The sequence below is a fragment of the Siphonobacter sp. SORGH_AS_0500 genome (assembly GCF_002838835.1).
Taxonomy (GTDB): Bacteria; Bacteroidota; Bacteroidia; order Cytophagales; family Spirosomataceae; genus Siphonobacter.
This window is the reverse complement of the sequence record NZ_NHPP01000026.1, coordinates 21,089-35,264: the sequence shown is the minus strand read 5'-3', so window position 1 is coordinate 35,264 and position 14,176 is coordinate 21,089. Positions and strand designations below refer to the sequence as shown.

The following is a 14,176-nucleotide window of genomic DNA, read 5'->3' as shown; positions in this document are numbered from 1 at the left end:
ATAAGCAGTGGTAAGGCCGTATTTTAACATTTATTAGCGTTATGGTTATTCTGGAAATAGTTCTGATATTTATCGGACATTCATTATACCTCTAAATTCAATGAAAAAAGCCTTCCTTTTACTATGTACGGTATTGCTGACGGGAAACCTCTTCGCTCAGAAAACGCCCGAATCTAAATCGGGCTGGATGCTGGGAGCTCAGTCTTACTCGTTTCGATTGTTTCCCTTTAGCGAAGCCTTACGAAAAATTGATAGCTGCGGCCTGAAATACGTCGAAGCTTTCCCCACCCAGCAAATTGGGGGCGGCATTGCCGGAACTATGAATTTCACGATGGATGCGGATACGCGTCAGGCGGTGAAAAAGTTACTGAAAGATCGGGGACTTACGCTGGTCGCTTATGGCGTGGTGCGGGCAAAAGACGAAGCCGAATGGAAATCGCTCTTTGAGTTTGCGAAGGAAATGGGCATTCGTAATATCAACACCGAGCCGGACGTTAAACAGATTTCATACATTGGCGAACTGGCTAAGAAATACAAGATTAACGTCGCGTTGCATAATCATCCCAAGCCTTCGCATTACTGGCATCCCGATTCGGTTTTATCGGTTATTGGTACTAATCCTTACCTGGGTTCCTGCTCGGATATTGGTCACTGGGTTCGTTCGGGATTAGATCCCGTGGAATGTCTGAAAAAGCTAGAAGGTCACGTACTAGGCATGCATTTCAAGGACCTCGAAGAGAAAGCCCCCAAAACACACGACGTCGTATGGGGTACGGGCGTATGTGATATTCCGGCAGTAATTGCAGAACTGAAACGTCAGAAATTCAAAGGCCCGATTTCAGCAGAATACGAATACAAGTGGGAAAATAACGGCCCCGAAATTGCGGAAAGCGTGAAGAATTTTCGAGCCATTTATTTAAAGTAGTTGATGGTTGTTAGTTGTGTAGGAGTAATGGATTGGATAAGTAATAACTTTTCAAATCGGACAGATGCCTACAAAATGTTTACTATTAACCATTCATTCAACAAAAAAAGGGATTCGGTAATGACACCGAATCCCTTTTTATAGCTGTAAGCCAAAATTTAATCAGCTTGCTGTTTATGCATAAATACTTCCGTAGCCTTGTCCCCCTTCCGAATAAACGGACGGATAATCAGACGGGTACCGCGTTCGTAAGTGAAGAAACGATACAGCCAGTTACTCAACACTACCAGTTTATTACGGAAACCAATCAGGTAATAAATGTGAACGAATAGCCAGGCAAACCAGGCAATAATACCACCCAGGTTGATTTTACCGGGTAAATCCGCTACTGCACGTGCCCGACCAATGATGGCGAGTGAACCTTTATCGAAGTAATTGAATGGCGTCATTTCCTGTCCGGCTAACATCCGCTTCAGGTTCTTCGCTAAATGCACACCCTGTTGCATAGCGGGCTGAGCTACGCCGGGGTGACCATTTGGATATTTTTCTGACTTCATCATCGCGATGTCACCAATGGCGAAAATGTCCGTATACCCTTCAATCTGGTTAAACAGGTTTACGGGGTAACGACCGCCACGCTGGATAATCGTTTCAGGAATACCTTTAATCGTTGCACCGGAAACACCCGCCGCCCAAACCAGCGTTTGTGTTTTGATTTGCTCACCACCTTTAAAGGTTACGGTTTCGCCGTCGTACGATTCCACTAGCGTTTTCGTTTTTACGATTACGCCCATTTTCTCCAGGTATTTCTGCGTTTTCTGGCTCGACTCGGGTGACATTGGAGGTAATACCCGATCCAGACCTTCCACCAGATAGATGTTCATTTTGCTGAAATCCATGCCTGGATAATCGCCGGGTAATACGTGTTTACGCATTTCGGCTAAGGCCCCTGCCGTTTCAACGCCCGTTGGGCCACCACCTACAATCACGATGTTCAGCAAGCTCTGACGTAACTCGGCGTTAGTCGTCATGTTTGCTTTCTCGAAGCTTTGCAGAATCTGGCTACGCAGGTTCAGTGCATCCGTAATTTTCTTCAGCGGAAAAGAATTCTGCTTGATCTGATCATTACCGAAGAAGTTAGACTTCGTACCAGTGGCGATAACCAGATAATCGTATTTCAAATCACCAATTAACGTCGTAATGGTTTTTGTTTCGGGGCTAATGCTCGTTACGCGAACCGGACGAAAGTGAAAGTCCTCATACTCTTCATCAAACATTTTCCGAAGAGGCTCTGCAATCGCGTCGGCTTCCAGACCTGCCGTTGCAACCTGATAGAGGAGAGGCCAGAACCCATGATAGTTCTGTTTGTCGAGCATAACCACCTGAAAAGACTTCCCGGGAAGTTTTTGAGCCAGGTTAATTCCTCCAAATCCACCTCCAATGATGACAACACGCGGCTTGGTGGTTTCAGGAATATTTAGCGAAAGATCATTTAAATCAAGCATTTGACAAAGCGATGGACAACGCTCGAAGCCTAAAAAACTGAACCACTTCCTTCGGAAAAACTCCGAAGAGGAACGAATGGCTTTCGAAAACGTTTAATGGTTAATTGTTTAAAAATGGGAAAAAGAGCACTTACATGCTTGATTTCGTATTTCTACTCATTGTAAATATCAAACGGGCAAATCGAATTTTAGTACAAAAATCAACTTCTCTTTTCTAAAGAACAAAAATTTTTATACTCTGTTCATAATCAGCTTCATTTATATTTATTGTTTGTGTTTAGTGTATTGAAAATATGTACTTAAAACACCGATTAATACAAATTGTATGAGCAAGCCTCTTCGACTAAGCATATTGGATCAATCTCCTGTTCGCAAAGGTGGTTCCGCCCGCAATGCCCTGCAACAAACCATAACTGTAGCTAAAAAGGCAGATCAGTGGGGATATACCCGTTTCTGGGTTTCTGAACACCACAACGCTGCGGCCATTGCCGGGTCTGCTCCTGAAGTTTTGATGGTGAAGCTGGCTGACGAAACCGAACGCATTCGGGTGGGTTCCGGTGGGATCATGTTGCCCAATCACAGTGCTTTAAAAGTGGCGGAAAATTTCCGGTTACTCGAATCACTTTTTCCAGGTCGCATTGACCTCGGGATGGGGCGTGCTCCCGGTGGAGACCGCATTTCGTCGGCTTTACTTAATCCATCCAACGACTTCAGTGAGCAAAGTTACCGTCAACAACTCGATTATCTGCAAACTTTCTTCACAGATTCCGCCGGAACGCAGTACGGTCCCATCCTGGCCGTGCCGCAGGCGGATACGATTCCGGCTCAGTGGATTTTAAGTTCAAGCGGCGGCAGTAGTCAGTTAGCCGCCCAGTATGGCATGGGTCTGGCCGTGGCCCGTTTCATCAATGGACAAGTTTCGCCGCAAATTGTCGAGCAGTATAAACGTTCATTCCGACCTTCCGAAATGATGGCAGAGCCCGCTGCCTTACTGGCTCTGTTTGTCATTTGTGCCGATACCGAAGAGAAAGCTCGGCAACTACGTAAGGTGCTGGACTATAGATTGGTGCAAATGGATAAAGGACGCTTTGAAGGTGTAGATGATTACGAAACCATCAAAGATTACGAGTTTACACTGGCTGAAGAAGACCGACTTCGCTACGTTCATGCCGACCGGGTGGTATCGGGAACGCCCGATCAGGTAAAGGAAGAATTAACCCGTCTGGCTATCGAATATGACGTCGATGAAATCATGGCTTCGACCATGACTTACCACTTCGAAGATCGTTTACGGACGTTTGAATTGTTAGCGGAAGCCTTTGAAACGGTGGCTCCCGTTCACAATTAATTAATAAAAAACCGGGGTTATTTTTTGCTAAAATGAAATAGCCCCGGTTTTTTTCGGCTTGTTAATCCTCTTTTCGGGCTCCAATCAAACCGTATTCCAACTGCGTGGGGATGGCATCACCCAAGGGTGTTAAACCAACCGATTTAAACCATTCTCCATGTTCCTGCCGACTGTAAATTCGTCCTTTGGTCGCCCAGAACAAGGCCGCCGAATAGTCGGTTGCAGGTTTGGGGCCATCCAGGGTATCATGCAAAAATGTATCATGCACCCAGATTTCGCCGTTGGGCCGTAGAGCCGCCGCAAAACGTTTGGCTAGTAATAAACAGGTTTCAGTAGGCCAGTCGTGAAAAAGGCTTGCGGCCAGTAATACATCCGTTTCGGGTAACTCGTCGGTCAGCATGTCGCCGGGGTGGAAAGTTAGGCGTTCTTTGACTGAATCGGCTCCTTCTTTTCCACTCGTACTAAATTCTTCCAGTAACTCTTTCGCCACTTCCAGCACCTGCGGACGGTCAAACAAGGTGGCCGTTGCTCCCGGATTCAGCCGTAACCATTCAAAGGTATAATAACCCGAACCACCCGCTACATCCAGCAAATGCCCCTGACTTTGAGGTAAGCGGGCCGCTACCAGCGGCGACAGCTTCCGGGCTCTTCCAGCCAGACCTAGGGTAAAGAAACGGGCTGCTTCGGCATCGTCCATTGGCGAGGGGCCTTCGCCTTCTTTTACGTAGGAAAATCCTTCGGAAGTATCCAGAGGACCGTCATTTTTCAGGCGGGTAACCATTTCCAGTACGCCCGAATCATCCTTTTCAAGTCCTACATACCCAATCAGATTATCCGGATTTGATTCGCTCAGGTAGGTGCCCAGTTCCGTGAGTTCGAGCGTACCCTCAGGCGTATACGCCAGTAATTCCATTGCACATAAGCTGGGGATAAGTACGTAGGCGGGACGATCTTTCAGTTTTAATTTTTTCTGTAAATCAGAAAAAGAAAGCGGACCCTTTTTAAATAATTCAAAAATCTGAAAGTGGTTAACTGCCGCCACCAGTAGCCGGGAGCCGTACATGGCCCGAAGGTGTCGGGTAATGGGAGCCAAATCAATAGACATAGGAGTAGAGTATAAGATCAGAAAGCTACAAACCTACGGATTCCGGCTGTTTACCGTACAGATTTTTGCTTTGGAATTCACTTTTGTAGATTCAGCATCAGAAATACAATCCGAAACAAAGGCATGAAAAAAAGTATCTATCGAACGCTGGGACTGGTAATCGCCGGCGTAGCATTTTTCATTCTGCCTTACGTTTTTTCGCCGTATGGTTTTCCTGAGTTATTACAACTGGGCACCAATCCACACGAGCGGAGTAACCTGGTTTCAACGGTATTAATCGTTGCCTTTTTTTACCTGAGTTACTTCGTCCTGATTCCCCGTTTTTTCTTTCCGAAGAAATACGTAGTCTTTGCGGGCCTCTCATTCATGGCTTTTTTATGCATTGTTGGAACATTCCCCAGGGAAGATTTTAAACGGGAGCGACCCCGCCAGGAGAAATTCTCGCGGTCTTGGGTTATGCCGTCAGGGGAGGAAAAGAATTTGCCTCCACCGCAGGAATTTTGGGAAAAACCACCGCTGGATTTTGCCCTGAGTCAGAAGTTATTCATGTTTTTGCTGGCCCTTTTTCTATCCTTGTCGCTTCGCATTAACGACCGCTGGCAGCAATCCGAGCAGGATCGTCTGCAGACGGAGTTATCCTACCTGAAAGCTCAAATAAACCCTCATTTTCTCTTTAATACCCTCAACAGCATTTATTCGCTGGCGATCGAAAAATCAGATGCTACCGCTGATGCCATTGTGCAGTTATCTTCTTTTATGCGGTACGTGATTCGCGATGCTCAGAATGATCTGGTTCCGCTGAAAAAGGAACTGGATTATATTGAGCAGTACGTGGCTCTTCAGAAAATCCGGCTGGATGATACCGTGCAGCTACAGTATAGCAATCAGGGACAAGCGTCTCAGCAAAAAATTGCTCCGTTGCTACTGATTTCATTCATTGAAAATGCGTTTAAATACGGAGTAAACCCGGAAGGAAGATCGGAAATAATCATTCGGGTAAGGGTGGACGAACACCAGTTACGGTTGTTCGTTTTTAACCAGAAAGTACGCCTTGTACCCTCCGACGAAAATGCTGGTGGGATTGGGTTACGAAATACCAAAGCCCGCCTGGAATTACTCTATCCAGATCGCCATGATCTGCAAATTCAGGATACCGAGAACACTTTTACGATTGAATTAACCCTAAAGTTATGAAAGCGATTGCCATTGATGATGAACCGCCTGCCCTTCGCATTATTACCCATTTTTGCAGTAAGGGGGCAGAAGTGGAGCTTTTGAAGACGTTCACCAGCACCGCCGAAGCATGGCAATTTTTGCAGGAAAATTCGGTCGATCTGCTCTTTCTGGACATTAATATGCCAGCCATTTCCGGGATTGATTTCTACCGAACTTTACCCGAAAAATGCATGGTTATTTTTACAACGGCTTACGCAGAATACGCCGTGGAGGGTTTTAATCTTCAGGCCGTCGATTATCTATTGAAACCCTTTACGGCTGAACGTTTTCAGCAGGCGGTTACCAAAGCCAGCGAGTATTATCGCTTTCTGAATCAATCGGAACCTTCGCGTTACCTCTACATTCGGGCTGATTACAGCGTACATAAAATTGATGTTTCAGATATTCTATTCATCGAAGGGTTGGACGATTACCTGAAAATTCATCTAAAGCAAAGTAAGCCCATCGTCGCCCGACTGACCATGAAAAGCCTGATGCAGCAATTACCCGATGATGAATTCATCCGAGTTCACCGCTCGTTCATTGTACCTTTTTCCAGGATTGAATCGGTGCGGAATAAGATCATTGTACTCGGCAATGAAGAGATTCCGATTGGAGCCAGTTACGAAGCTGACTTCCAGAAACGCTTCCGCAACTAGTCATTTACCGAGACATTTCGGGTGTTTACCTCAAAGCTCCAAAGGCTTGCAACGTTGCCCGGTAGTTGAACGTATTATTCACTGAACTACTCACAATACGCAAACGATGGAACGTAAAGATTTTTTAAAACAAGGTTTTACCGCTTTAGGCCTGATGGCTGTTGCTCCACTAACTGGCTCCTGCAAAAAAGATACCGAAAGTACAACCCCTGATACCGATTCAGGATCGGGTAGTGGTACCAGTACGGGCAGTTGTACTTCCACGCCTTCGGAAACGGAAGGCCCTTTTCCTACGAAATCACCCAGCTCGCTGGTTACTAATGACATTCGTTCCGACCGTACGGGTTTACCTTTCACGATCAAGATTACCATTCAGAACAAAAATAACAGTTGTGCCGCCCTGGCCGGAGCTTTAGTAGACATCTGGCACTGCGATGCCGACGGTAACTATTCCGAATACGGGGGGACGCAGATGCAATCAACCAATTATGCTTCGGTACATTTCTTACGTGGTCGCCAGACGACGGATACTGCGGGTTTGGTCACGTTTACGTCAATCTTTCCCGGTTGGTATTCCGGTCGGGCTACGCATATTCATGTGCACATTTATAACGCCAGCGGCAAGTCGTTATTAGTAACCCAGATCGCCTTCCCCGAGGATGTTACCAACACGATTTATACCACCGCAACCAATTATTATAAAAAAGGAAAGCAGGACACTACCAACGCCAGAGATAATGTATTCTCGGATTCGGTTTCTCTGGAGCTGGGTACCTTGACGGGCAGTATTGCTGCGGGGTATGTTATTACTCATACCATTGTGGTAAGTGCCTAAATTTACAGGAAGGTCTGGAGAAACTATATCCAGACTTTTACATAGCGATTAGAGATGTGGACCACACGTATGATACGATTAGGTTATCGGAAGGTGATTAATGCGGCTTCGGACAAGGCCTGGGATCGGCAGGTTTTTGAAGATACTCATCGGGAGTTTTTCATGCAGGCTCAGTTTTACGATCAGCAAGGTAAGTATCAAACCTTTGCTGAGTTAGTAACCCACATTCCGCAGGCCGATCGCCTGCATTCCCTGGTGAGCACGGCAGCGGTTGGGTATATCCGGCAGTTAAAAGGCCTGATTCCCGATGTAAGTAATGCGTATGGAAAGCGGTGTCTTCCCTTTCAAAACTTTCGTTTTGAGATCATTCATTCGCACATGCAGCGAAAAGAAGAGCACGCCGTTGCGATTTACTTTTATACCGAACCGCTCACATGGATTGATACCGTTGGCCCCAACCTGCTTATTGCCTATGAAGATAGGCGGGAAGCGTTGAGGAAGGGCGAGGAGGTCGAAACGGATTTAATCCCATTGCAACCCTTTTTAACTATTCATTCGATTGAAGCTCATGAGTGCTAAGGTAATGAATGATTCCTCCGAGGCTAGAATTTACCTATCTGGTCAGCGAGGGTATTCCGGACTGGACTGGTTCAGAAGTTTGCACACGTTTAATTTCGGCACCTATCAGGCGGAAGGCCGCATGCCTTTTGGAGTCTTGCAGGTGCTGAATGATGATACACTGGCCGCAGAAGCGACGCTGGGTATGCACGTAGAACAGGGCACGGAAGTGATGATTATTCCCCTGTCCGGCGGTTTACAATATCGGTTGGCCGATGGTAGAAAAGGGTTCGCTTCGCCGGGCGAAATCCTGCACCTGTCCACGCAGGCCGGAAGTTATGAAATTACGAATCCTTACCCGGATACACTCATTAACTTCCTGCAAGTCTGGATTAAGAATCCAAAAGCTGAAGAGCGATTGGTCATTGAACAGATTGACCTCACAGAAAGGAATACATTCTTACCTCTACAAAAGCCAGCGAATGTCAGTAACTATCGGGCCTTTATCGGTAAGTACGATGGACGTATGCAGTCGGAGTATCAAATCACTCAGCCGGGGGCCGGTGTCTTTGTTTTCGTCATTGAAGGAGCGTTTGAAGTGCAGGATCGCCTGCTTGAGAGTCGGGATGGCTTATCACTGAAGCATGGCCGGAAAGTAGAATTTGAAGCTCTTTCCAGCCATGCCCTTTTATTAGTGATCGAAATAGAAGATTAAATCCGTATGAAGATTTTCTTTCGGTATAGATAATACAAAATGAGCCAGTAGCCCGCCAAAACAAAAATACCCTTGGTTAAAGGCTCGTAAACTTCCCCGAAAATTAAAAAGACGGAAGGCCCTAAGTGAGTCTGGAAGGTGTCGGCGATGAAGGGCTCCAAGAGATGAGCGATGACGTAAGCGGCAATGGAATTCATGCCAATGACGACAAAAAAGGTAGCCCAGCTTCGAAACTTCAGCATATCTACAACGTAATAAAATCCGGCGAGTAAAAGAAAGCACCAGCCTCCGCTGAACAAAACCCAGGAGGGAGTCCAGATGCGTTTGACAGACGGACAAATCCCGGTGATGGTAAATAGCCATCCCAGTCCTAAACCCGCAATACCCATAAAAATAAATCTTCGCATTAAGAGTTCTCCGGGTAACCCTGCTTTTAGCCATTTTCCCGCCTGTAGGCCCAGAATCATAGTCGCTAGAGTAGGAATGAAACTCAGCGTTGCGTAACCGCCTTGATTGAAAAGAAAGGGTTTTTCACGAGGGAAAAGATTCAGAAACCAGGTATCGAAAGCCCAGGCCAGGTTCGTATTTTTATTAAAATGGGCAGCCCATCCCGTGAAATGATAAGGCCAGTCGGAGGGGACACCAACGGTTTGGGGATCAATAGCTGGAACGGGAAAAAGCAGGAAAGCCAGCCAGTACAAAAAGGGTATTATGAATAAGGCTTTCCAGGCTTGTCGCTTGGGCTGATTGGCTAAGAGGAAAAGAAAAGGGTAACCCAAGCCAATTTGGGTTAAGGTATCTTCAAAAGTAAAGTTAGTCTGACTACGTCCGACGGAACGCAGAAAAATACCTAATAGGACCAGAATCAGCGAACGTTGAATGGTATGTCGGAGCTGAAGCCGATACGGTTGTTGTTTGGCCTGCCGACTAGCCAACGAATAGGGCAGAGCCACACCCACCAGAAAGGTAAAAGACGGCTGGATCAAATCGTGTAAGGTGCAGCCCAGCCATTCTGCATGGCTTTGGTGATGAGCTAAAAAAGCCCAGAACGTACTTTGGGGGAAGGCTTCAGAAATATGGGAAAACTGTAATACTTCGGCCATCATCAGGAACATTACAAAGCCCCGATAGACGTCCATAGAAATCAGTCGCTCCGACTGAAAATCAGCAGTAGTTCGCACTGGTAAAATAGATTAATGGTAGAGGTAGGAAGCAAGATACTAGGAATGAGTGAAAATAACCAGAAATGATAGATTAAAGAAAATCACATTTAATATAAGATAAAGGATATTATTTGAATACTAAACCTAAGTCTTGCTCTATTCTGTAAGTAAAAGGAGAAAAGTCTAATTAAAAAGAAAACCATTATTCATGTGAATAATGGTTTGTCAGATAACCGCCAGTAATGAACATCGTTTTACTTGAATGACGAATCAATACAAGTAGGTTGGAGTAAACGATGTTAGGTATTGTGCTTTATAAACAGGCTCTAAAGAGCTGATTGTTCGAATGATAAATTGGCCGCAAAGATCATAAATTAAATGCTAAGTATGCATTAATCGCACACCATTTTTGTTGAAGGTACGCTCTGAAAATAAAAATATAGTCATTATAAATGATATTTTTATAAGTGTGTATGTTTGGTAATTCGTTGACTATCAATAATTTAAGTCTATTAATAATTGCACGTATTTTATTTTTAATCTGTATTTAATTTTTTAAAAAAAGAAAACGTTTAGTAAATAGCTCTAATTAAATGCGAGTCAGAATAGGTAGGCTTTAATCGCTACTTAATACTAAAATTGCAATAACATTTGTTAGTATAATTACCGATTATATGAGGATAATTAATCAAAAAAGAGTTCGCCTTTTGGACGAACTCTTTTTGATAATTTAAATAATCTAATCTAGTTATTAGCACGCGTGTCTGGTTGCGGAGCAGTCTCCAGACGCTTCACTGGATTCTTTTTCAACTGATCTAGTATGGTTTCAATGGCTTTATCCAGTTGCGGATCTTTCCCATTTTGGGTGTCTTTGGGTGCCATTTCTACTTCAATGTCAGGAGCTACCCCAATGTTTTCAACCTCCCATTTGCCATCGGGTGTAAAGATGCCGAAGCTGGGGGAAGTCACTGATCCTCCGTCAATTAAAGAAGGATACCCGGAAATACCGACCAGTCCTCCCCAGGTTCTTTTACCAATAATAGTACCTAAATTCCGGCGGCGGAAGAAGTTGGGTAAAGCATCCCCGCCCGAACCTGCGTACTCATTGACAATCATTACTTTAGGTCCATAAATGGAAGCGGCAGGAGAGGAGAACGGACGGCCTTCGCGGCTACCCCAATAACTAAGCAGGGGTCGATTAAGCATATCAATGATGTAATCGGCTACGAAGCCACCCCCGTTGAAGCGTTCATCAATGATGACAGCATCTTTGTCAAGTTGACTGTAGTAATACCGATTGAAGAACTCATAGCCGTCTCCGCCCGTGTTAGGTAAGTAGACGTACGCTACTTTTCCGTTGGTGGCCGCATCTACCTTTTTGCGATTTTCTTCCACCCAATTCATCTGCCGAAGCCCTATTTCATTAGAAATCGGCACGACGGTTACTTTCCGGGCTCCGGTTTCGGATGGTTTAGTATTAACCGTTAAGACTACCTGCTTACCTACTAGGTTTTCGAAGAAACTGTATACGTTATCCGTGGCTCTTAAAGGTCGGCCATTGACGGCAATTAAGTATTCTCCCGTTTTAACGTTTACGCCGGGTTGAGTTAAAGGAGCCTTCAGGTTGGGGTTCCAGTTTTCGCCGTTGTAGACTTTCTTAAAGCGATAAAAACCATTATCCGTTTCGTAATCAGCCCCTAACAGACCTATCTGAATAGGTTTTACTTCGGGAAAATCACCGCCTGAAACGTAGTTATGGCCCACAACCATTTCACCCATCATTTCCGCAATAACATAATTCAGGTCTGAGCGATGTGAAACGTATGGAAGAAATTTGGCGTATTTTTCTTTTACGGCCTTCCAGTCGGCTCCGTGCATGTTGGGCACGTAGAAGTAATCCCGCTCGATTCGCCAGAATTCATCGATCATCTGCTTCCACTCGTGCTTGGGATTAATCTGGGCCTGAAGGTTCGTTACTTCAATTTTACCATCGCCGGGGTTCGCTTTACCGCCAACGTCAACTATACCGATGTTCGAGCTACCTCCAAAGTACAACAGCTTTTTGCCATCGGCACTGAGGGTATAATTTCCTATTCCGGGCAGGAAAGGTTCAGTTTTACGCTCTTTGAGGTCAAACCGATGCAGAGCCGGACTGGTAATCGCGTCACCATAATTGACGTAGAATAGCTTACCACCGTCTGCTACGGCCAGATTACCGAGAGCAGCCGACGGAATAGGGAGTGCCAGAATGCGTTGGCCAATGCCCTCCAGATCCACGACGACCTTCGGCGTCGCGTCATCTTTCTTGGACTCATCCTTCTTGGGTTCGTCTTTCTTGTCTTCGGACTTCTTACTAGCTTTTTTGTCGTCTTTCTTATCGGACTTCTTCTCGTCTGCTTTCTTCTCATCATTCGCTTTTTCCGAGTCAGAACCTTTCTCTTCGTCCGATTCGGGAGCGAATGGGGAAGGATCTTTCGCATTCAATACTACTACGTATATACTGCTCGTTACCCGGCGGTCGTACGCACTCATGTCCAGGCCGCTCACGGTCGTTGCCGTATTGGTGCTGGCGGTAAAGAACAGATATTTGCCATCGCGACTAAAGGCCGGATTATTGACGTCGCTTTTTCCATCCGTGATGGCCGTACGGTTACCCGTCGCCACTTCGTAGAGGAAGATCGTATTGAAATAGTTTTTCTGTTTTTCAGAGAAGACGATCCATTTACTGTCGGGTGAAAAATGTCCCTCCAGACTGTTACTGGGACCATAGGTATCGGTCGCGACTTTTACGGGTTTTTTCGCCGATAAATCCATGTACCAGAGATTTAATTTTTTATCCTGATAGAGAATCTTTTTACCATCGGGAGAAAACTCATCAAGTCGGTAAAAGGAAGGATCGCCGAGCGAAATAACTTCGGGCTCTTTCTCGCCTTTCTGATCCACCAGATACAGCTGATACTCACCGGAAGCGTCAGAAACGTAAGCAATTTTGTCTCCTTGGGGTGACCAGATTGGATTCCGTTCATGGGAGCCATCCGCATGAGTCAGGTTACGCCAATCGCCTTTTTTGGCGGGAACGGTGTAAATATCGCCGCGAGCTTCCAGAGCAACCCGAACGCCACTGGGCGACAGACTCGCACTGCGAATCATGCTGGATACGTTCTTCCAGGTGGGGCGTAAGGCCAGAATTTCGGGAGAAATACTAACAGGGATGGCTGTCGCTTTGCCCGAAGCGGGTTCGAGGGTGTGGAGGCGACCGGCGTATTCGAACACTAATTCCGAGCCATTGCCCGTCAGTGTTTTGACGTCGTAATCCGTATAGTTGGTAACCTGACGAACCTGTTTCGTAGAACGATCAAACTCGAAGACGTTCATGATCCGGTTTCGGTCCGACAGGAAATAGATCTTCGAACCAATCCAGACGGGTTGCACATCTGAGGCATTCACGTGCGGAATAATTTCCGATTCCAGCGTTTTCAAATCCACGAGCCGAATGGGCGTTGTCATTCCCCCGCGATACCGCTTCCAGGTATTAAAGGCATCGGAAATGGTGGTATAAGCCAGCGTTTTGCCGTCGGGCGAATAACTGCCCCAGTTACCCGTCATGATGAAGGGTAATTGCTGAGGTAGCTCACCATTTAGCGAAACCGTAAATAACTTGGCATAACGGGGCGTCATAGACTCCCCCGTGGATGTAAACAGCAAATGTTTTCCATCGGGTGACCAGCCTCGTACGATGTCCGCACTGGGATGCCAGGTAATACGCTTAGGTTCGCCGCCGTTAATGGAGATGGTGTATACGTCAACGTTACCATCGTAATTTGCGGTGAAGGCAATGGTCTGGCCGTCGGGCGAAAACAAAGGGCCCGTTTCCGTTCCGGGAGCAATGGTCAATCGACGAGGCTGTGACCCGTCCCGATTCGCAATCCAGAGATCACCCCCATAAGTAAAGGCAATGTGCGTTTTCGATAAGGTGGGCTGCCGTAATAGCAAGGTTTCAGGGGGAGTCTGGGCACGCAGAGCCGGGCTTTGAGCCAGCAGCAAAGCTCCCAGAGCAGTCAATAATAGATGCCGCATGTACAAAGGAGTTGATGTCGTATATGATAAGATGCAAGTTATAGCCGAAAGATTAGATTTGATGCGGGTTA

The 14,176-nt window shown here is 46.0% G+C and carries 11 protein-coding genes; 7 read left to right on the top strand and 4 right to left on the bottom strand.

The features are described 5' to 3' along the window. The first annotated feature begins 100 nt into the window (after positions 1–100). Positions 101–925, top strand: a complete 825-nt coding sequence (locus BWI96_RS20435) for a sugar phosphate isomerase/epimerase (protein WP_106638359.1) — start codon at positions 101–103, stop codon at positions 923–925. A 158-nt stretch (positions 926–1,083) separates the two neighbouring features. On the opposite strand, the gene BWI96_RS20430 is transcribed toward BWI96_RS20435, so the two are convergent. Continuing rightward, the gene (locus tag BWI96_RS20430; RefSeq protein WP_106638358.1) at positions 1,084–2,430 is read right to left on the bottom strand and encodes an NAD(P)/FAD-dependent oxidoreductase; all 1,347 of its coding nucleotides are present in this window, start codon (positions 2,428–2,430) and stop codon (positions 1,084–1,086) included. A 325-nt stretch (positions 2,431–2,755) separates the two neighbouring features. Here BWI96_RS20430 and BWI96_RS20425 point away from each other — a divergent pair, with 325 nt between their 5' ends. After that, positions 2,756–3,778: an LLM class flavin-dependent oxidoreductase gene (locus BWI96_RS20425; RefSeq protein WP_106638357.1), complete on the top strand. Its 1,023-nt coding sequence runs from the start codon at positions 2,756–2,758 to the stop codon at positions 3,776–3,778. Between the two features lie 61 nt (positions 3,779–3,839). Here the strand turns inward: BWI96_RS20425 and BWI96_RS20420 are convergent, their stop codons facing one another. Further along, on the bottom strand, positions 3,840–4,883 hold the full coding sequence (locus tag BWI96_RS20420) for a methyltransferase (protein ID WP_106638356.1): 1,044 nt from the start codon (positions 4,881–4,883) through the stop codon (positions 3,840–3,842). A gap of 123 nt (positions 4,884–5,006) precedes the next feature. Here BWI96_RS20420 and BWI96_RS20415 point away from each other — a divergent pair, with 123 nt between their 5' ends. From BWI96_RS20415 to BWI96_RS20395, 5 genes are all read left to right on the top strand, one after another. Further along, positions 5,007–6,077, top strand: coding sequence for a sensor histidine kinase (locus BWI96_RS20415; RefSeq protein ID WP_106638355.1), 1,071 nt, complete (start codon positions 5,007–5,009; stop codon positions 6,075–6,077). Further along, on the top strand, positions 6,074–6,757 hold the full coding sequence (locus BWI96_RS20410; RefSeq protein ID WP_106638354.1) for a LytTR family DNA-binding domain-containing protein: 684 nt from the start codon (positions 6,074–6,076) through the stop codon (positions 6,755–6,757). The genes BWI96_RS20415 and BWI96_RS20410 overlap by 4 nt, the downstream gene beginning before the upstream one ends. A 106-nt stretch (positions 6,758–6,863) precedes the next feature. Then, a complete protein-coding gene (locus BWI96_RS20405; RefSeq protein ID WP_106638353.1) occupies positions 6,864–7,592 on the top strand; it encodes an intradiol ring-cleavage dioxygenase in 729 nt (242 codons plus the stop codon). 69 nt (positions 7,593–7,661) lie between these two features. Continuing rightward, positions 7,662–8,171 (top strand): hypothetical protein, encoded by a 510-nt coding sequence (locus BWI96_RS20400; RefSeq protein WP_106638352.1) that lies wholly within the window; start codon positions 7,662–7,664, stop codon positions 8,169–8,171. Beyond that, the gene (locus tag BWI96_RS20395; RefSeq protein ID WP_106638351.1) at positions 8,161–8,865 is read left to right on the top strand and encodes a pirin family protein; all 705 of its coding nucleotides are present in this window, start codon (positions 8,161–8,163) and stop codon (positions 8,863–8,865) included. The genes BWI96_RS20400 and BWI96_RS20395 overlap by 11 nt, the downstream gene beginning before the upstream one ends. On the opposite strand, the gene BWI96_RS20390 is transcribed toward BWI96_RS20395, so the two are convergent. Together BWI96_RS20390 and BWI96_RS20385 are read right to left on the bottom strand one after the other, a co-directional pair. Continuing rightward, positions 8,862–10,046 (bottom strand): acyltransferase family protein, encoded by a 1,185-nt coding sequence (locus BWI96_RS20390; RefSeq protein ID WP_369804242.1) that lies wholly within the window; start codon positions 10,044–10,046, stop codon positions 8,862–8,864. The two genes, BWI96_RS20395 and BWI96_RS20390, sit on opposite strands and share 4 nt — an antisense overlap. 726 nt (positions 10,047–10,772) lie before the next feature. Further along, on the bottom strand, positions 10,773–14,105 hold the full coding sequence (locus BWI96_RS20385; RefSeq protein WP_106638350.1) for a S41 family peptidase: 3,333 nt from the start codon (positions 14,103–14,105) through the stop codon (positions 10,773–10,775). Between the last annotated feature and the right edge of the window lie 71 nt (positions 14,106–14,176).